The following is a 17244-nucleotide window of genomic DNA, read 5'->3' on the forward strand; positions in this document are numbered from 1 at the left end:
GGTGAGCCTGAGACTGCGCAATGCCTGGTAGGAGCGAACTTGTTCGCGAGGCGGCGTGCCTGAAGAACCGCGTCAGCCTTTCTCGCCAACAAGTTGCCTCCTACCTTTGAGCGCAGTGAGCCTGAGACTGCGCAATGCCTGGGTAGGAGCGAACTTGTTCGCGAGGCGGCGTGCCTGAAGAACCGCGTCAGCCTTTCTCGCCAACAAGTTGCCTCCTACCTTTGAGCGCAGTGGGCCTGAGACTGCGCAATGCCTGGGTAGGAGCGAACTTGTTCGCGAGGCGGCATGCCTGGAGAACCGCGTCAGCCTTTCTCGCCAACAAGTTGCCTCCTACCTTTGAGCGCAGTGGGCCTGAGACTGCGCAATGCGTGGGTAGGAGCGAACTTGTTCGCGAGGCGTCAGGCCTGATTCACCGCGCACAGCCCTCTCGCCAACAATGCTCCTACAGGGCCGGGGAGGTTCACAAGTCAGGTCGGCTATCAGGCCGCCGCGCTTTTGACTTTGATCTTAGGCGCCCCGTTAAACCACGCTGGCCGAACGCAGATTCTGAAGCGTGGGCGGGTACACCGAGCGACAGCGAGGTGCCAAGTGGTGGGGTAAGAGCGTTTTGCTTACTTTTGCGCCTCAAAAGTGAGGCGCCGTAAGGGCGCAACCAATATCAGCCTTGGCTCCGGTAACGGATATGTACGCAAGAATTGCTGCCGCGAAAGAGCGACGCGATCTGCAGTAAAACCGCGGTGTTCTTATCGTCGGAATGCCGCCCAGACCAAGCACCGCTCCCACATACCCGGCCGCTACAGGATTCCCCTCCAGACCTGTTTGCCGGGAGGGGAGCAATACACTTACTTGAACGCCGGAACCACCTGCTTGATAAACAGCTCCAGGGACTTTTTCTTCTCGGCATGGGGCAGGCTGTTGTCGCACCAGAAGCTGAACTCGTCGACGCCCAGTTCCTCGTAGTACTTGATGCGGGTGATGATTTCTTCCGGGGTGCCAATCATGGTGTTCTTGCGGATGTTGTCCAGTTCGAACTCCGGACGTTCCTTGAACTTTTCTTCCGGGCTTGGCGCGAGGAAGCCGTTGACCGGGGTCTGTTTGTTGCCAAACCAGGCGTCAAAGGTACGGTAGAACTTCGAGATGGCCGTAGCGCCGACTTTCCAGCCTTCGGGGTCATCCACGGCGTGGACGTGGGTGTGACGCAGCACCATCAGTTGTGGGCGTGGCACGTCCGGATTGTTGGCCAGGGCGGCTTCGAACTTGTTCTTAAGATCGACGACTTCTTCATCGCCTTTCATCAGTGGCGTGACCATCACGTTGCAGCCGTTGGCCACCGCGAAGTTGTGCGAATCAGGGTCGCGGGCGGCGATCCACATCGGCGGTGTCTTGATCGGCTTCGGGACGCTGGTGGAGGTGGGAAACTTCCAGATTTCCCCATTATGGGCGTAGTCGCCTTGCCACAGCGCGCGTACCACCGGCACCATCTCACGTAGCGCCAGACCGCCGGAAGAGGCGGGCATGCCGCCAGCCATGCGATCAAATTCCACCTGATAAGCGCCACGCGCCAGGCCGACTTCCATGCGGCCGTTGCTGATCACGTCGAGTAATGCGCATTCACCGGCCACCCGCAGTGGATGCCAGAATGGCGCAATGATGGTGCCTGCGCCCAGGTGAATCGTCGTGGTTTTGCCAGCCAGGTAGGCCAGCAGTGGCATCGGGCTGGGAGAGATGGTGTATTCCATGGCGTGGTGTTCGCCAATCCAGACGGTGCTGAAACCGCCAGCTTCGGCCATCAGCGTCAGCTCGGTCAGGTCCTCGAACAACTGACGGTGGCTGACCTGTTCATCCCAGCGTTCCATGTGTACGAATAACGAAAACTTCATGACGCATTCCTCGGATTGTTCAGCTCCAGGCTCATGTCGGCGACCTGGCGAGTTCAATAGTGATGGCGCAGCCAGGCAGACAGGGGCTGGCTGCGCAGCGATTGTTTAATGAGCGCCAGCCGCTTTGTTGAGGTCGCTTTCAGTCCACTCGGTGTAAACACACGCATCGCCGGTGGCCCAGCGCACCCGGACGGTGTCACCGGGCTGCATAGGCATGCCGGTGGCGGACAGCGCCTTGACGGTCATCGCGGTGCCATTGGCGGTCATGACCGAGCAGGTCTGGCTTTCGCCCAGGAACAGCACTTCGCCGACCTTGGCCGTGACCTCGTTCCAACCGTTGGGCAGCGGTTCCTGATCGGCCTGTTCGATGCTCAGTGCCTGGGCCTTTTCCGGACGGATCATCAGCAGCGCTTCCTGACCTGCCTGCAGGCCGGGTGTCAGGCGGATCGACAGGTTCTGGCCTTCGAATGTCGCAACGGCATTGCCCTGAGCCTTGAGCTTGAGGAAGTTCGAGTTACCGAGAAAGGACGCCACAAAGGCATTCGGCGGGTTTTGGTAGAGGTCGTAACCGGTGCCCAGACCGACGATTTTGCCGTGGCTGAAAATCGCGATGCGCTGGGAAAGGCGCATGGCTTCTTCCTGATCGTGGGTCACGTAGACGATGGTGATGCCCAGACGGCGATGCAACTGGCGCAGCTCGTCCTGCAAGTCTTCACGAAGTTTTTTGTCCAGCGCGCCGAGGGGTTCATCCATCAGCAGGATGCGTGGTTCGTAGACCAGTGCCCGGGCGATGGCGACACGTTGTTGCTGACCGCCAGACAGTTGCGAGGGGCGGCGGTGCGCAAACTCCTCCAGTTGCACCAATTTGAGCATGGCATCGACACGCTTCTCGCGTTCGGCAGCGGGCAGCTTGCGAATCGCCAGCGGAAAGGCAATGTTGTCGCGCACCGACAGATGCGGGAACAACGAATAGCGCTGGAAGACCATGCCGATATCGCGCTTGTGAGGCGGTACGTTGACCAGCGATTGGCCGTTGACCAGAATCTCGCCGGAACTGGGCGTCTCGAACCCCGCGAGCATGGACAGTGTGGTGCTTTTGCCCGAGCCGCTGGAGCCAAGGAACGTGAGGAATTCACCGTCCTGGATATCCAGGGAAATATTGTCCACGGCTGCGAAGTTGCCGTAGTGCTTGTTCAGATTGCACAGGCTCACCAGCGTGTTCTTTTGCTGTTGCCCGGCTTCTTTTATCACGGCACTCATGAGGTACTCCTCGCTTCGTTGCGTCGGCGCAGGGTCGCTGCGATCACCATGATCATGACGGACAGGCCAATCAGCAGCGTCGAGGCGACGGCGATCACCGGTGTCAGGTCCTGGCGCAGGGTGGTCCACATTTTGACGGGTAGGGTTTGCAGTGTCGGGCTGGCCATCATCACGCTCAGGACGACTTCGTCCCACGAGACCAGGAACGCGAACAGGGCACCGGCGATCATGCCGGGACGGATCGCAGGGAAGGTCACTTTGAACACCGCTTGCAGCCGCGATGCACCGCAGATGACCGCTGCATCTTCGATGGACTGGTCGAACAGTTTCAGCGAGTTGATGATCGAGATGATGGTGAAGGGCAGGGCGACGATGACGTGGCTGACCACGAACGAAAACAGCGTGCCGGTGTAGCCCAGTTTCAGAAACAGCGCATAGACCGCCACCGCAATGATCACCAGCGGCACGATCATGGGCAGCGTGAATACGCCGTAGAGCATGTCCCGACCGGGGAAGCGCCCGCGTACCAGAGCAAACGCGGTCGGCAGGCCCAGCGCGACGGCAAAGATCGTGGTCAGCAGCGCCACCTTGAGGCTGGTCATTGCTGCATCCAGCCACTCAGGGTTGGAAAAGAATTGCCCGTACCACTTGAATGTCCAGCCAGGCGGCGGGAACACCAGCCATTGTGACGAGCCGAACGACAGCAGGACGATGAACACGATCGGCAGCAACAGGAACAGCGCGATCAGGCCCGTGGTCAGGTACAGCCCATAGCGCAGCCGCGGGCTCATGGCATTGGGAGTCAGGAGCATGAACGATTACCTCGCGTCACTGGCGCCGACCGGAGATTCCGGCTGGAGCTTCAGGTAGAAGTAAAACAGCACCAGAGTGATCACGATCAGCAGCGCCGCAGCGGCACTGGCCAGACCCCAGTTAAGGAACGATTGCACCTGCTGCACGATGAACTCGGGCAGCATCATGTTCTGCGCGCCACCCAGCAGGGCAGGCGTGACGTAGTACCCCAGCGACATGACAAATACCATCAGGCCACCGGAGAACAGCCCCGGTCGGCACAGCGGCAGGAATACCCGAAAGAAATTGCTCCACGGACTGGCACCGCAGATCGAACCCGCCTGCAGCACCATCGGGTCGATGGCTTGCATGGTGGCCTGCAGCGGAAGAACGATGAACGGGATCATGATGTAGGTCATGCCGATCACCACGCCGGTCAGGTTGTGCACCATTTCCAGGGGTTCATCGATCAGTCCCATGCCCATCAGCGCTTTGTTGATGACCCCGGAAGCCTGTAGCAGCACCAGCCAGGAATAGGTCCGGGCGAGCAGGCTGGTCCACATCGACAGCAGGACAATGTTCAACATCCAGCGGCCCCAGCCGCGTGGCACCAGAGTGATTGCCCATGCCAGCGGAAAGCCCAGCAGCAGGCTGAACAGTGTCACCAGACCGGCCACCGAGAAGGTGTTGAACAAGACCCGTGAATACGCCGAGTTGGCAAACAGTTGCTCGTAATTGCCCAGCCCCGGTGTGGGTTCCAGCACTCCGCGCAACAGCAGACCGATTAGCGGCGCAAAGAAAAACAGACCGAGAAAGATCAGCGCAGGAAGCAGATTGCGGCTGCCGCGCCAGCGCTGTGAGAAAGGTATCGAGCGATTCATCGTCACCGCCTGGGCCGATGCCGCACCGGCGGTGCTGGAAGCACCACCGGCCGGGCTGGACTGACGGGGGACAACCGCTGTCATTTTTACTTGACCAGCCATTCGTTCCACCGTGTCGCGATGTCCGGACCGTTCTTGGCCCAGTATGCGAAGTCGAGAGTGATTTGGTCCTTGGCATGCGCGGTGGGCATGTTGGGTGCCAGGGTCGAATCCAGACGTTGCACGCTGTCCAGATTGACCGGCGCGTAGGCGCTGAGGTTGGCGAAGTCGGCCTGGCCTTTGGCGTCGGTGGCGTTGGCGATGAACTTCATTGCGGCGTCCTTGTTTTTCGCGCCTTTTGGAACCACCAGGAAATCAGCCATGACCAGATTCTGCTTCCAGCTCACGCCCACTGGAGCGCCATCCTGTTGTACCGCGAACACCCGGCCGTTCCAGAACTGCCCCATGGACACTTCGCCCGAGGCCAGCAGTTGTTGAGACTGCGCACCGCCACCCCACCAGACGATGTCTTTCTTGATGCTGTCGAGCTTTTTGAAGGCGCGGTCCAGATCCAGCGGATAGAGCTTGTCAGCCGCGACGCCATCGGCCAGCAGTGCCAGTTCCAGCACACCCGGGCTTGGCCATTTGTACAAAGCGCGCTTGCCGGGATAGGTTTTGGTGTCGAACAGTGCGGCCCAGTCCTGCGGCGCTTTGGCACCGGTACCGGTTTTGCTTTCGTTGTAACCAAGAACGAAGGAGAAGAAGAACGAACCGGCACCGTGCTCCGAGACGAAGCGCGGATCAATCCGGTCTTTCTTGATGACGTTGAAATCCAGCGGTTCCAGCAAGCCTTCGCTGGCAGCGCGCAAAGCGAAATCCGCCTCGACGTCTACCACGTCCCACTGCACGTTGCCGCTTTCAACCATTGCCTTGAGTTTGCCGTAGTCGGTCGGCCCGTCCTGAACAACGGTGATGCCGCTGGACTTGCTGAAAGGGTTGGCCCAGGCCTGCTTTTGAGCATCCTGAGTCGAGCCGCCCCAACTGACAAAGTTGACGCTCTCTGCCGCCACTGCCGCCACTGCCGCAGCACCCGACAGGGACAGGACGCCTGCAGTCAGCACTGCAATTGCACGTTTACTCAACACCATGTGTACGCCCTCATTTGTTGTGTTTTTGAGCGGGCTGTTGCTTGCCCGCTTATCGGGAGCAGTAGGTCCATTGGGGCCTTTTGAAACAGTGCGGCCGAGTCAGATGCTGTTATTTGTGCTGTCCCTGTCCGGGCGCACCTGACGATCGTTCGGCCTACGGAATATCATATTATGGTATTCCAAACTTTCTGCAAGAGTTTCGCGTCTTCGTTGAGGCGTAAATTTGAAATTAACAGATGGAAATCCCAGTAATTACGGGGCTAAACGTTTATTTTCAAACGAGCTTTACGCCTCAGTTACGCAGTCTGAAAAGCGTTTTTATCAGTGAATAAATACTGAAAGCGGGTGTTTTAAACGTGCTCGTCAGCCCAAAAACGGGATGTTTTCGACGACCTCCAGGTCGTATCCGGTCAGTCCTGCGTATTTGAGCGGGGCGCCCATGTGACGCAGTTTGCCGACGCCGATGTCCTGCAGGATCTGTGCCCCGGTACCGACCTCCGAATAGATGCGCGACTGCGACCGGCTGAACTGACGCGGCGGCTGAGTCAGTTGTGGAATACGTTCAAGCAGCGCCTGGGATGACTCGTGATTGGCCAGCACCACAATGACTCCGCTGCCCGCTTCGGCGACTTTTTGCAGGGCTGCCCAGAGGGTCCAGTTGCTGGGGCCGTTGTAGTGCGCGCCGACCAGATCCCGTAGCGGGTCGATGACATGCACCCGCACCAGCGTCGGTTCGTCGCGCTTGATATCACCCATGATCATTGCCATATGGACGCCGCCTTCGATGCGGTCTTCGTAACTGATCAGGCGGAACGTTCCGTGCACCGTGGAAAGCTCGCGCTCGCCGATGCGGGCGACGGTGTGCTCGGTGCTCAGGCGATAGTGAATCAGATCGGCGATGGTGCCGATTTTGATGCCGTGTTTTGCGGCGAAGGTTTCCAGGTCCGGGCGGCGGGCCATGGTGCCGTCGTCATTCATTACTTCGACGATGACCGAAGCGGGTGTAAAACCGGCCAGACGTGCCAGGTCGCAACCAGCTTCAGTGTGCCCGGCCCGGGTCAGGACGCCGCCTTCCCGGGCGCGCAACGGGAAAATATGCCCCGGCTGCACCAGGTCTTCCGGTCGCGCATCGCGGGCAACGGCTGCCGCGACGGTTCGCGCCCGGTCGGCCGCAGAAATGCCGGTGCTGACGCCCATGGCCGCCTCAATGGAAACCGTGAATGCAGTCGCGAACACGCTGCCGTTGCTGGGCACCATCTGCTCCAGACCCAAGCGTTGGCAGTGGTCATCGGTCAGTGTCAGACAGATCAGGCCGCGCGCCTCCCGGGCCATGAAGCTGATCGCCTGAGCGTCACAGCAGTCGGCCGCCAATAACAAGTCACCTTCGTTCTCACGGTCTTCATCGTCCACCAGCAAGACCATCTTGCCTTGGCGATAATCCTCGATGATTTCTTCGATGCTGTTGAACGGCATACCTGACTCCCGCTGTCATGATGTGTTTGACTTGTGGTATACCATAAGACAGTTTGTTCGGGTAAAGAACAGATATTTTTCAGTGGAGGTTTGAATGAAGGCTTACTGGATTGCGCAAGTCGATGTGAATGATCCACAGCAATACACCCAGTACACGCAACGCGGCCCGGCGGCGTTCAAGCTGTACGGCGGCAGGTTTCTCGCACGTGGCGGTCGCTCGCAGGCGGTAGAGGGCAAAGCCACGCCGCAACGCACGGTGATCATAGAATTCGATACCTACGACCAGGCAGTGGCCTGCTACAACAGCCCTGAGTATCAGGACGCAATGAGCTACCGCGCGGGGGCTGCGAGGGCGGAGATTGTGATCGTGGAAGGGATTTAAGATAGAGGAGGTGCGCGGTCTACCTGTTACACCAAGCGCCTGTATCGCGGGCAAGCCCGGCTCCCACAGATTCTGCGCCATGCCAAATATTAGCGTGATGACGTGGGACCGGCTTTAGCCGGGAAGAGGCCGTGACAGACGCTGAATCTTCATCGGCAGAAACGCCGCCTTCCCGGCTAAAGCCGGTCCCACGTCGTCACTCAGCTTGCAGGCCAACATAGAATATCCGCGTCATTTTCGAAGACCCATTGTCAGCAGGCTTTAATGGCTTCCCCGATGCCCCCTGACACAGCGTTGATCCTGTGGGAGCCGGGCTTGCCCGCGATACAGGAGACGCAGCCAGAAGACACACCGCGTCATCGTTTATCGTCGGAATGCTGCCCGGACCATCTCCCGCAGGATATCTGCGTGATTTTCGACGACCCATTATTAGCAGGCTTTAATGGCTTCCCCGATGCCCCCAGACACAGCGTTGATCCTGTGGGAGCCGGGCTTGCCCGCGATGCATGAGACGCAGTCAGGCGACATACTGCGTTATTGTTTATCGTCGAAATGCCGCCCAGACCAAGCCCAGCCCCCGCAGGATATCTGTGTCATTTCTGACTCAACGAATGAAATGCACCTTGCCGCTGTCATCGTTACCGACGTAGATCCCGTACGAACCGGTCCGGCGTTCTTCGATGTAGCGTTCGAGAATTTGCCGGATCGCCGGGTAGTAGATGCTGTCCCACGGAATATCTTCCGGGGCGAAGAATTTGTAGTCGAGGGTTTCCGGGCCGAACTGGCCGGTGATTTCCAGCGCCAGGGCGCGGAATACGATGTACACCTCGCTGATCGCCGGCACGCTGAAGATGGAGTAGGGCGAGAGGATTTCAGCCCTGACGCCGCTTTCTTCCCATACTTCGCGCAAGGCTGCCTGCTCAGTGGTTTCGCCGCTCTCCATGAAGCCTGCGGGCAGCGTCCAGGTGCCAGGGCGGGGCGGAATGGCACGCTGACACAACAGATATTTGCCGTCCTGCTCAATGATGCAGCCGGCAATAATCTTCGGATTGACGTAGTGAATGTAGTTGCAGCCCCCGCACATCAATCGCTGATGAGTATCGCCCGCTGGCACACGCTGAACGAGGTCAGCGCTGCCACAGTGCGGGCAAAAGCGCGGGGCGGGCATGTCAGTGGCCTATGCGCGGTTCTTTCAGGGCCATGGGGGCGAATAGCTCGCGCACCTTGCTGCCGTCATTCTGCTTGGACTTGAGGTAGTCCAGCGCGACTTTGGCGGCGCTGCGCACATGGTCCACGGAAGCCTGATGGGCTGCCAGTGGGTCGCCGCTCTTGATCGCTTCGACGATACGTTCCATCTCTTCATTACTGGCACTGCGTCGGTTTTCCTGCGAAACCGATGTGGCGCGCAGATAGCTGATACGCGCCTGCAGTTGGCGCAACTGGGTGGCAGCGATGTGGTTGCCCGAACCTTCGAGCAGCACGTCATAAAAGCTCTGCACCGAATCCAGCACTTGTTGCAGCTCGCCTTCCTTGAGGGCCTTGCGGTTCTCCTCGAGGGCTTTTTCCAGCGCGCGAATGTTCTTGGCCTTGGCCCGCAGGGTGAACAACTGAACGATCAGCCCTTCGAGCACGCAGCGCAGTTCGTAGATATCACACGCGTCTTCCAGGGTGATGATTGCGACGCGCGGGCCCTTGGCGTCGGCGAATTCCACCAGCCCCTCGGACTCAAGGTGACGCAACGCTTCACGGACCGAGGTACGACTCACCCCGAGGCGTTCACACAAGTCGCGCTCCACCAGGCGGTCGCCGGGTAGCAGCTGAAAATTCATGATGGCGCTGCGCAATTTGTCCAGCACGATTTCGCGCAGGGTAATGGGATTGCGATTGACCTTGAAGGAGTCGTCGATTGGCAGGCGTTTCATGGGTTTGACTCTGGATGTGGCAGTTGACTGAAAATATGCACGATCAGTGTTGTATACGGCATGCCGTATGCCGTTGTGAAGCTTGGTGTGTATTTGCGCACGCTATGCTGCGTTGCGCAAGCTGCCGGGTTTGCCGACAGCCGATGCAGTGCAAAACGTTGCGAAGTTTATCATGGGCTGTTTGCCCCGCGACGAAACGGGGCGGATACAGATCAGACCATCTCCGGCAGCGCGCCCAGTTTGCCCCGGTAATAGATCATCGGTGCGACGGTCTGCTCTGGCAGGATCAGGTTTTTCACTGCGCCGACAATGATCGCGTGATCACCGCCGTCGTATTCGCGCCACAGCTCACATTCGATAATGGCGGTCGCATTGCGCAATAACGGGTTGCCCAGTTCGCTCAAGTGCCACTCGATACCCGCCGCCTTGTCCTTGCCTTTGCCCGCAAACGCGTAGGCTTCCGACTTCTGCCCTGCGGACAGCAAGTGGATGGCGAAGCGCTTGCTGTCACGCAGGACAGGGTAGGTGTCCGATTCGTAGTTGGGGCAGAACAGCACCAGCGCCGGATCGATAGACAACGCGCTGAAAGCGCTGGCGGTGATGCCAACGATTCCGCCTTGTGCATCCAGGGTGGTAACCACCGTGACGCCTGACGGAAAGGAGCCCATGACTTCTTTATATATGCCGGGTTCGATCATGTGAGGGTTCTCTTGTTGGGCTTGCCGGGTTCTGGCAGGCAATCAATTCAGGTGTGCGAGCGGGCGACTAAAGCTCAGCGCATGACAAACGGATCAGGCATCGGCGCTTGCGACAGGTTGATCCAGACAGTCTTGAGCTCGGTATAGGCCAGCACCGAATCAATACCGCTCTCGCGACCGTAACCGCTGTTTTTGAAACCGCCGATGGGGGCCATGGCCGAGACTGCGCGGTAGGTATTGACCCAGATGATACCCGAACGTATATCCCGGGCCAGGCGATGAGCGCGGCCCAGGTCTTTGGTCCAGATGCCTGCTGCAAGGCCAAACTGCGAGTCATTGGCGATGGCCAACGCTTCGGCTTCGTCCTTGAATCGAATCACTGAGGCGACCGGGCCGAACACTTCTTCCTGCATGATTTTCATCGAGTTGCGATCACACTCGAACAAGGTGGGTTCGTAGTACCAGCCGTCACTGTCCATCTGCGGACGTTTGCCGCCCGTGCGTAATGTTGCACCTTCTGCCAGGGCGTCGGCGACCAGCGCTTCGACTACCGCCAGTTGTTGCGCCGTGGCCATGGGGCCCATTTCACTGGCGTCGTCCTGAGGGTTGCCGATGCGAATGCGTTTGGCGCGTTCGCTCAGTCGCTCGACAAACTCGTCATAGATGTCGTCCTGCACCAACAACCTTGAACCGGAGACGCAGCTTTGCCCGGAGGCGGCGTAAATCCCGGCAATCGCGCCGTTGATGGCACTGTCCAGATCGGCGTCGGCAAAAATAATGTTCGGTGATTTGCCGCCCAGTTCCAGCGACAGTTTCGCGAAATTTTCAGCGCTACTGCGTACCACATGCCGGGCAGTCGCTGCGCCGCCGGTGAAGGCAATCTTGCGCACCAGCGGATGGCGGGTCAGGGCGGCTCCGGTGCTTGGACCGTAGCCGGTCACAACGTTCACGACGCCCGGCGGGATGCCTGCTTCAAGGGCCAGACGCGCCAGTTCCAGTACGGTTGCCGAGGCGTGTTCCGACGGTTTGAGAACAATCGTATTGCCAGCGGCCAATGCCGGGGCCAGTTTGATGGCGGTCAAATACAGCGGACTATTCCAGGGAATGATTCCGGCCACCACGCCCATGGGTTCGTGAACGGTGTAGGCAAACAGATCCGGCTTGTCCAGCGGCAGAGTACCGCCTTCCAGTTTGTCGGCCAGCCCGGCGGTGTAGTGGAAGAACTCCGGCAGATAACTCACCTGGCCCCGGGTTTCACGGATCAACTTGCCGTTGTCCCGGCTTTCCAGTTGAGCCAGTTGCTCTTTGTTTTCGGCAATCAGATCACCCAGACGGCGCAGCAACTTGCCTCGTGCGGTGGCCGTCAATTTGCGCCAGGCCGGGCTCTCAAAGGCTTGCTGGGCGGCCTGAACGGCACGGTCCACGTCGCTTTCATCAGCGTCGGGCAATTCGGCCCAGGGTTGGGCCAGCGCCGGGTTCAGGCTCTGGAAGGTCTTGCCCGAAAGGGCGTCGACCCATTGCCCGTCGATGCACATCTGAAAGCGAGTGAGCGTCATGCAACGATCCCCTTTGCTTGATTGTATTGAGTCTCGGCCTTGCGCAGGAAGTCCAGCAAGACCTGATTGACGAGCCGTGGCGACTCGACCGGCATCATATGTCGTTGTTCGGCGAGGATCGCAACCTCGGCACCCGGAATACGCGCGGCCAGCTGGCGGGCCATCTCCGGAGTCGACCCAGGGTCCAGCTCGCCGGTGGCGATCAGCGTTGGCGCGGTAATATGGCCCAGATCGTCTGCCCGGTACATGTCCTGCGTGGCGAACAGGGTGTACGTGGTCAGGTAGCCCTGCGGGTCGTTCTCGGCGAGTATGGTGCGGATGGCAGCGATCTGCGCCGGGTTTGCGGCCTGGTATTCACGGCTGAACCAGCGCGAGAGTGCTTCGGCGGCGTTGGCATCCGGTCCATGTTCAGCCGCCTGAGCGGTACGCGCGATGACCCCGGCGCGCTGTTCGGCACTGCGATTGAATACGCTGTTGAGGACGACCATCCCCGATAACTGCTGCGGGAAGTGCAGGGCAAAAGCGCGGGCCACCAGCCCACCCATGGAAAAACCGATGACGGTAGCTTGCGGCAGGCCCAGATGCTCCAGCAGTTCATGCAATTGTTCGGCATACCCCAGCAGCCCGGTATCCGCAGCGGGACGCGGGCTGGCACCGTGGCCGAGCATGTCGTAGGCAATCACTCGATAGTGAGGCATCAGCCCCACGACCTGGCCGCCCCACATTTCTTTGTTCAGACCCACGCCGTGAATCAACACCACGGGATGGCCTTCGCCGGTTGCCAGATAACTGGTCCCGGCCGGGGTGCGTTCAGCGGTAAGCCGAATCATGGAGCGCTCCTGGCCTGTGCTTATGCGGACGGTTACTGCTGAGCCTTTTCGGCTGCCAGCTGTTCCAGGTCGATGTAGCGGTTGCCAATGCGCGGATGCAGACGACCACCATCGGCAGCACCGAGCACAACTACGATTTCGTCGGCGCGAGGTGCGTCTTCGATCTTCATTTCCAGGGTGATGTAGTGCGAGCGCAGGCCTTCATCGTCCTTGTGCATCATCGGGATCTGAATCGAAGTACCAGGCCCGCCGCGCTTGTTGGTGAAGCTCAGGTAGCTTTTGGCTTTGACCGCTTCGCGATAGTGGTTGCCGAAGCGCAGGGTGTGGATCACTGCGGAAGCATGCTCGATTTCACCGTCGGCCCCAATGACTGCGGCCTTGCCGTAAGCCTCGATTTTGTCAGCACCGCCAATCGCATCTGTCAGACGCTTGACCATCAATTCGCCCAGTGCCGAGCAATGTGCGCGGATTTCCGGGTTCAGGTCTTCAACGAAACCACGACCCAGCCAGGGGTTTTTGATCACTACTGCCAGACCCACCATGGTCACCGGCTTGTCGCTGGCTTTACCGCCTTCGATAAGGGTTTCTTCGGAATAGCAGACGATTTTGCGAATTTCGAAACTCATGGACGGGCTCCCGGATAGGGTGACTGAATGTATTGCGTCTGATGGTATACCATAATATTGGTCGTGCAAATTTTTTCTGCGTCAGGTGTGGAGTAGCTGGGAGAGGATGAATCGGCCTGACACTTGATCAGTAGATCGGAACCGGAAATGCATTTCGTCGGCATTGCTTTCGATTCCCTGAACGGCTCAGCGTGGGGGCCACTCCACCTAACTGACGGTTGCGTCATTCAGGTGTTTTCGCAGCGGTTTACGTCCCAGGAATCCAAGACGATCCATAACCGATTTACGAGGTGCCGCATGGCCAAGACAAACACCAGAACGACTGTTGCCGACCTGTTCATTCATGAGCTGTCCGACGTTTACAGCGCCGAGAAACAGATCACCAAAGCCTTGCCTCGTCTGGCGCGGGCTTCAACCAATCCCCTGCTCAAGGAAGCGTTTGAGGCGCACCTTGAAGAAACCTATGGGCAGATCGAACGTATCGATCAGTTGGTGGAGCAGGGCGAACTCAAGCTCAAGCGCATGAAGTGCGCAGCCATGGAAGGGTTGGTCGAGGAAAGCAAGGAGCTGCTTGAGGAGATCGAGAAAGGCGAGGTGCTGGATGCGGCATTGATTGGTGCCTGCCAGAAGGTCGAGCACTACGAAATCGCTGCCTACGGCACTTTGGTTGCAATGGCGAAACAGCTGGGCATGAAAGACGCTGCCAAGCTATTGAGCGAAACGCTTGCGGAGGAAAAATCCGCGGATGAAAAGCTATCGGCTATTGCCGAGCAAGGCGGGAATCAGGCGGCTACCATAGCGTCGTAGAGCGCGTCGTCTCGCAGAAAACGAGCATCTGCAGGAGCCGCCCCGGTGTCACTGACGCCGCGCTGTCGCGCAGCAAACAGATATCAATGTGGGAGCGGTGCTTGCCCGCGATAAGGGCGACGCGGTTTAAAATGGAATTGCGGTGTTCTTATCACGAGCAAGCTCATCCCTACAGCGAGGGCGTTTCAAACAATGTTTGAGGAGATACATCCTCAATCAAGCGATGCTATACCCCTCAAACGCCTTGCCCTGCTGCAGTGCAGTGACGACATTCTTGCGGTTGACCGGCAATTCGTTGCCTTCGTTATCGGTGAATGTCTCGCTCTGCAGGGTGGCTTCGTCGCCTTCGCCTACAAAGGTGAAACCGAGGAATTCAAAGGCTTCACGGTCGACATTCAGGTTGGAGCGCGGGGTGCGCAAAGGCAGGGTGACGCTTTGGCCGTCCTTGCTGATGGTGTAGACCTCGGCTTCTTTCTTCGCGCGGGCCGTTTTGCTTTTGCCTGTGCTCGGGTTGCTGATCGCCTGATGAGTCTGGTTCAGCACCTTGAGCGCCAGGCTGTAGACCAGCTCTTGAAAGGCAGGATCGTCTTTATAGCTGGACAGGATCCGGCTGATTGGGAACTGCGTGCTCAAATCGGCCAGTGCCAGGCTGTCGGCCGCTTCGGCGTCCTTCAGGCGCTTGAGTTCTCCCATCAGTTCATAGGCCTTGTCATCGTCGTAACTGTCTTGCGCAGTACGGATCGCGGCACGTAGCTGACGGATTTCGTCACTTTCCTTGGCGGTCTGGAACGCATCAAGCACCATCTCGCTGATGGTCTTGGCCTGAGGTGCGTGCTGTGAAAGACCGATGGCGTTTTCGTAATCGAGCTTGGCGGAGTTCACGGATTCAGTTGTCTGGGAATCAAGCATTGAATTTCACTATTTCAGGTTTGAGGCGCGAAAAGTCACTGGCCTTTCGGGGCGCATAATCTAGTGGACGCGGACGACGTTGTCACGGACCAATGCCTGAGCCCTCTATTTCAAGCCCTTCAGGCAAGTGATAGCAAAACCGTACAATGCCGTACTTGTGTTTTCTCTTGCGTCTGTTGATCATCGCGCCCTTGAACCACTGACCAACAGAGAAAGCGGCACATGAGCACAGGGTTGACTGAAGACGATATGCGCAGAGCGCTGGGCCTGGACGTACCTTCACCGGCAGCACCCGCTCCCGTGGAACCCGAGCTCAAACCCGAGCCGACGCCGACGCCAGAGCCTGCTCCCGTGGCCAAGGCTCCACCACCGGCACCGCGGCCGAAAGCCAAGCGTCTGTCACCGGCACTGCTGGTAACGTTGCGGGTGACCAGAGAGTTCGAAGGCGAAGAAACGCTGTTCGTCCACGAAGCCAAAACCCTCAGCACCTTCGATGCCGAGCAGGAAGCCCGCAAAGCCGCTGCGAAAGAGAAGTACAAGTATTTTGAAGTGGTGTCGATCAAGCGGGTTGAGTAACAGGATTTTTTCAGATGAAACACGTTACTGGTAGGGGGCAACTTGTTGGCGAAGCTTTTTGCGCTGTGTTAACTCGACTAACGCCTCGCCAACAAGTTGCCTCCTACCGGTTATGCGGCGGGTAAAGATAACTGTCACCCCACTGCACTCAACCCGTGATACCCCCGATCAAAGTAGACCAGCGCCGCAGCATCCTGCTGTCGACTCAGCGCCAGAACCTCGCAGAACAGAATGTCATGCGTACCCACGCTGACGGTCTGACTGACCCGGCAATCGAACGATGCCGCGGCACCTTCCAGCACCGGCGAGCCGGTTACCCAGGTTTCCCATTGCGCGGCGGCAAAACGCTCGGCCATGGGAGTCTTGCCGCCAAACAGATTGGACAGATCACGCTGCCCGCAGGTCAGGGTGTTGACGCATAGCGTCGCATTCGCGGTCAGCGCTGCATGTACCGACGCCGAGCGATTCAGGCAGACCAGCAAGGTCGGCGGCGTATCGGTGACGCTGCACACCGCCGTTGCGGTAAATCCGCAGCGACCGTGCGGGCCGTCGGTGGTGATCACGTTGACCGCAGCTGCCAGTCCGGCCATGGCATTGCGATAATCCTGTTGCGGGATCGGCAGCAACGTCTGGGCGACGGCGAGAAGTTCGGATGCTTGCATGGGGGTTCTCCGCTCAGGCCTGGCTGGCCAGGTAATCGAGAAGTACACGATTGAAAGGCTCGACGTCACTGACGCTGGACGCATGGCCGCCGTATTCGAGCAGCGTCAGTTGCCCGGCCGAAAGCGTGTTAGCAAGATGCTGCGAGCGCTGCCACGGCACCAGCATGTCATCGCGGTTGGCGAGCAGCAGGGTCGGCGTGGTGATCTTGTGCAATTGATCTTCGACATTGAACGCCTGCAGCGCGGCAATCCGGCGCAGCAGGTTGTTGGTTTCGGGAAAGTGCGCCAGCGCGTGGGCTTCATCTTCGGCCAGCTGCGCGCTGTGCTCGGCGATCCAGTCCGCGGGATAGAGAAACAGCGCCTGGGCCTGGACGTACGCCTCCGGCCCGCTGTCGCGTAACAGATTCTTGCGCACGGCAAAGCAACGTTCGCTGTGTGGATTCGGACTGCTCCAGGCGTTGATCAGCACCATGCTTTTCAACAGTTGCGGGCGTTGCAACGCCAGCTCCAGACCTACCAATCCACCCAGCGCGTGGCCGATAAAATGACAGTGCTGCACTTCAATGCTGTCGAGCAGCGCGAGCAATTCTGTGGCCATGGTCGCAATCGAATAATCTTCGGCAAGGATCGCCGGGCTACGGCCAGTCCCGGCCTGATCGTAAACCACCACCCGATAATGCTCAGTCAGCACCGGCAGTTGCGGTGCCCAGAACCGGGCGGAACCGCCCAGGCCTGAACTCAATACCAGCGTCGGTGCATCGGCGGCCTGGTTGCCGAGGATTTCGTAGTGCATGCAAGACTCCATTACAGGCGCTCAAGCGTCTGCTTGTTAAGGGGGGATTCTGACCGCGTTGCCGCTATCA

At 58.9% G+C, this 17244-nt stretch carries 18 protein-coding genes; 3 read left to right on the top strand and 15 right to left on the bottom strand.

Features of this window, described 5'->3' with window-relative positions:
• Window positions 1-842: 842 nt before the first annotated feature.
• The 6 genes from H8S59_RS20175 to ribBA all read right to left on the bottom strand — a co-directional run bounded on the left by H8S59_RS20175 (window position 843) and on the right by ribBA (window position 7413).
• Window positions 843-1880, bottom strand: coding sequence for an LLM class flavin-dependent oxidoreductase (locus H8S59_RS20175; RefSeq protein WP_187522582.1), 1038 nt, complete (start codon window positions 1878-1880; stop codon window positions 843-845).
• A gap of 105 nt (window positions 1881-1985) precedes the next feature.
• Window positions 1986-3140: an ABC transporter ATP-binding protein gene (locus H8S59_RS20180; RefSeq protein WP_187522583.1), complete on the bottom strand. Its 1155-nt coding sequence runs from the start codon at window positions 3138-3140 to the stop codon at window positions 1986-1988.
• A complete protein-coding gene (locus tag H8S59_RS20185) occupies window positions 3137-3952 on the bottom strand; it encodes an ABC transporter permease (RefSeq protein ID WP_187522584.1) in 816 nt (271 codons plus the stop codon). Before H8S59_RS20185 ends, H8S59_RS20180 begins: the two co-directional genes overlap by 4 nt.
• A gap of 6 nt (window positions 3953-3958) precedes the next feature.
• On the bottom strand, window positions 3959-4915 hold the full coding sequence (locus H8S59_RS20190) for an ABC transporter permease (RefSeq protein WP_095097174.1): 957 nt from the start codon (window positions 4913-4915) through the stop codon (window positions 3959-3961).
• On the bottom strand, window positions 4900-5940 hold the full coding sequence (locus H8S59_RS20195; protein WP_187522585.1) for an ABC transporter substrate-binding protein: 1041 nt from the start codon (window positions 5938-5940) through the stop codon (window positions 4900-4902). The genes H8S59_RS20190 and H8S59_RS20195 overlap by 16 nt, the downstream gene beginning before the upstream one ends.
• Before the next feature lie 363 nt (window positions 5941-6303).
• Entirely contained in the window at window positions 6304-7413 is a 1110-nt protein-coding gene (ribBA, locus tag H8S59_RS20200; protein ID WP_187522586.1) for a bifunctional 3,4-dihydroxy-2-butanone-4-phosphate synthase/GTP cyclohydrolase II, read from the bottom strand.
• Between the two features lie 94 nt (window positions 7414-7507).
• Here ribBA and H8S59_RS20205 point away from each other — a divergent pair, with 94 nt between their 5' ends.
• On the top strand, window positions 7508-7795 hold the full coding sequence (locus tag H8S59_RS20205; RefSeq protein WP_095097165.1) for a DUF1330 domain-containing protein: 288 nt from the start codon (window positions 7508-7510) through the stop codon (window positions 7793-7795).
• Between the two features lie 604 nt (window positions 7796-8399).
• Here H8S59_RS20205 and H8S59_RS20210 read toward each other — a convergent pair.
• The 6 genes from H8S59_RS20210 to H8S59_RS20235 all read right to left on the bottom strand — a co-directional run bounded on the left by H8S59_RS20210 (window position 8400) and on the right by H8S59_RS20235 (window position 13427).
• Window positions 8400-8963 (bottom strand): NUDIX hydrolase, encoded by a 564-nt coding sequence (locus H8S59_RS20210; protein ID WP_095097159.1) that lies wholly within the window; start codon window positions 8961-8963, stop codon window positions 8400-8402.
• A gap of 1 nt (window position 8964) precedes the next feature.
• The gene (locus H8S59_RS20215; RefSeq protein ID WP_187522587.1) at window positions 8965-9717 is read right to left on the bottom strand and encodes a GntR family transcriptional regulator; all 753 of its coding nucleotides are present in this window, start codon (window positions 9715-9717) and stop codon (window positions 8965-8967) included.
• 212 nt (window positions 9718-9929) lie between these two features.
• Window positions 9930-10415 carry a flavin reductase family protein gene (locus H8S59_RS20220; RefSeq protein ID WP_187522588.1) on the bottom strand — a complete coding sequence of 162 codons (486 nt, stop codon included), beginning with the start codon at window positions 10413-10415 and terminating at the stop codon, window positions 9930-9932.
• A gap of 74 nt (window positions 10416-10489) precedes the next feature.
• Window positions 10490-11971 (bottom strand): aldehyde dehydrogenase, encoded by a 1482-nt coding sequence (locus H8S59_RS20225; protein ID WP_187522589.1) that lies wholly within the window; start codon window positions 11969-11971, stop codon window positions 10490-10492.
• Window positions 11968-12801 (bottom strand): alpha/beta fold hydrolase, encoded by an 834-nt coding sequence (locus H8S59_RS20230; RefSeq protein ID WP_187522590.1) that lies wholly within the window; start codon window positions 12799-12801, stop codon window positions 11968-11970. The genes H8S59_RS20225 and H8S59_RS20230 overlap by 4 nt, the downstream gene beginning before the upstream one ends.
• Window positions 12802-12833: 32 nt before the next feature.
• A complete protein-coding gene (locus tag H8S59_RS20235; RefSeq protein WP_095097144.1) occupies window positions 12834-13427 on the bottom strand; it encodes an amino acid synthesis family protein in 594 nt (197 codons plus the stop codon).
• Window positions 13428-13724: 297 nt separating this feature from the next.
• Here H8S59_RS20235 and H8S59_RS20240 point away from each other — a divergent pair, with 297 nt between their 5' ends.
• Window positions 13725-14234: a YciE/YciF ferroxidase family protein gene (locus H8S59_RS20240; RefSeq protein ID WP_095097141.1), complete on the top strand. Its 510-nt coding sequence runs from the start codon at window positions 13725-13727 to the stop codon at window positions 14232-14234.
• Between the two features lie 216 nt (window positions 14235-14450).
• Here the strand turns inward: H8S59_RS20240 and H8S59_RS20245 are convergent, their stop codons facing one another.
• The gene (locus tag H8S59_RS20245; RefSeq protein WP_187522591.1) at window positions 14451-15143 is read right to left on the bottom strand and encodes a hypothetical protein; all 693 of its coding nucleotides are present in this window, start codon (window positions 15141-15143) and stop codon (window positions 14451-14453) included.
• 222 nt (window positions 15144-15365) lie between these two features.
• Between H8S59_RS20245 and H8S59_RS20250 the strand changes: the two genes are divergently transcribed.
• Entirely contained in the window at window positions 15366-15719 is a 354-nt protein-coding gene (locus H8S59_RS20250; RefSeq protein WP_187522592.1) for a hypothetical protein, read from the top strand.
• Window positions 15720-15853: 134 nt separating this feature from the next.
• Here H8S59_RS20250 and rutF read toward each other — a convergent pair whose 3' ends face one another.
• Window positions 15854-16381, bottom strand: coding sequence for an NADH-dependent FMN reductase RutF (gene rutF / locus H8S59_RS20255; RefSeq protein ID WP_095097132.1), 528 nt, complete (start codon window positions 16379-16381; stop codon window positions 15854-15856).
• Between the two features lie 13 nt (window positions 16382-16394).
• Window positions 16395-17174 carry a pyrimidine utilization protein D gene (rutD, locus tag H8S59_RS20260; RefSeq protein ID WP_187522593.1) on the bottom strand — a complete coding sequence of 260 codons (780 nt, stop codon included), beginning with the start codon at window positions 17172-17174 and terminating at the stop codon, window positions 16395-16397.
• Window positions 17175-17244: the final 70 nt, after the last annotated feature.

Source organism: Pseudomonas folii, assembly GCF_014357575.1.
Classification (GTDB): Bacteria; Pseudomonadota; Gammaproteobacteria; order Pseudomonadales; family Pseudomonadaceae; genus Aquipseudomonas; species Aquipseudomonas folii.

Excerpts from the sequence above, each read along its gene's own strand:
- H8S59_RS20175 (WP_187522582.1), bottom strand. The coding sequence starts at position 1,880 with ATGAAGTTTTCGTTATTCGTACACATGGAACGCTGGGATGAACAGGTC.
- H8S59_RS20180 (WP_187522583.1), bottom strand. The coding sequence starts at position 3,140 with ATGAGTGCCGTGATAAAAGAAGCCGGGCAACAGCAAAAGAACACGCTG.
- H8S59_RS20185 (WP_187522584.1), bottom strand. The coding sequence starts at position 3,952 with ATGCTCCTGACTCCCAATGCCATGAGCCCGCGGCTGCGCTATGGGCTG.
- H8S59_RS20190 (WP_095097174.1), bottom strand. The coding sequence starts at position 4,915 with ATGGCTGGTCAAGTAAAAATGACAGCGGTTGTCCCCCGTCAGTCCAGC.
- H8S59_RS20195 (WP_187522585.1), bottom strand. The coding sequence starts at position 5,940 with ATGGTGTTGAGTAAACGTGCAATTGCAGTGCTGACTGCAGGCGTCCTG.
- ribBA (WP_187522586.1), bottom strand. The coding sequence starts at position 7,413 with ATGCCGTTCAACAGCATCGAAGAAATCATCGAGGATTATCGCCAAGGC.
- H8S59_RS20205 (WP_095097165.1), top strand. The coding sequence starts at position 7,508 with ATGAAGGCTTACTGGATTGCGCAAGTCGATGTGAATGATCCACAGCAA.
- H8S59_RS20210 (WP_095097159.1), bottom strand. The coding sequence starts at position 8,963 with ATGCCCGCCCCGCGCTTTTGCCCGCACTGTGGCAGCGCTGACCTCGTT.
- H8S59_RS20215 (WP_187522587.1), bottom strand. The coding sequence starts at position 9,717 with ATGAAACGCCTGCCAATCGACGACTCCTTCAAGGTCAATCGCAATCCC.
- H8S59_RS20220 (WP_187522588.1), bottom strand. The coding sequence starts at position 10,415 with ATGATCGAACCCGGCATATATAAAGAAGTCATGGGCTCCTTTCCGTCA.
- H8S59_RS20225 (WP_187522589.1), bottom strand. The coding sequence starts at position 11,971 with ATGACGCTCACTCGCTTTCAGATGTGCATCGACGGGCAATGGGTCGAC.
- H8S59_RS20230 (WP_187522590.1), bottom strand. The coding sequence starts at position 12,801 with ATGATTCGGCTTACCGCTGAACGCACCCCGGCCGGGACCAGTTATCTG.
- H8S59_RS20235 (WP_095097144.1), bottom strand. The coding sequence starts at position 13,427 with ATGAGTTTCGAAATTCGCAAAATCGTCTGCTATTCCGAAGAAACCCTT.
- H8S59_RS20240 (WP_095097141.1), top strand. The coding sequence starts at position 13,725 with ATGGCCAAGACAAACACCAGAACGACTGTTGCCGACCTGTTCATTCAT.
- H8S59_RS20245 (WP_187522591.1), bottom strand. The coding sequence starts at position 15,143 with ATGCTTGATTCCCAGACAACTGAATCCGTGAACTCCGCCAAGCTCGAT.
- H8S59_RS20250 (WP_187522592.1), top strand. The coding sequence starts at position 15,366 with ATGAGCACAGGGTTGACTGAAGACGATATGCGCAGAGCGCTGGGCCTG.
- rutF (WP_095097132.1), bottom strand. The coding sequence starts at position 16,381 with ATGCAAGCATCCGAACTTCTCGCCGTCGCCCAGACGTTGCTGCCGATC.
- rutD (WP_187522593.1), bottom strand. The coding sequence starts at position 17,174 with ATGCACTACGAAATCCTCGGCAACCAGGCCGCCGATGCACCGACGCTG.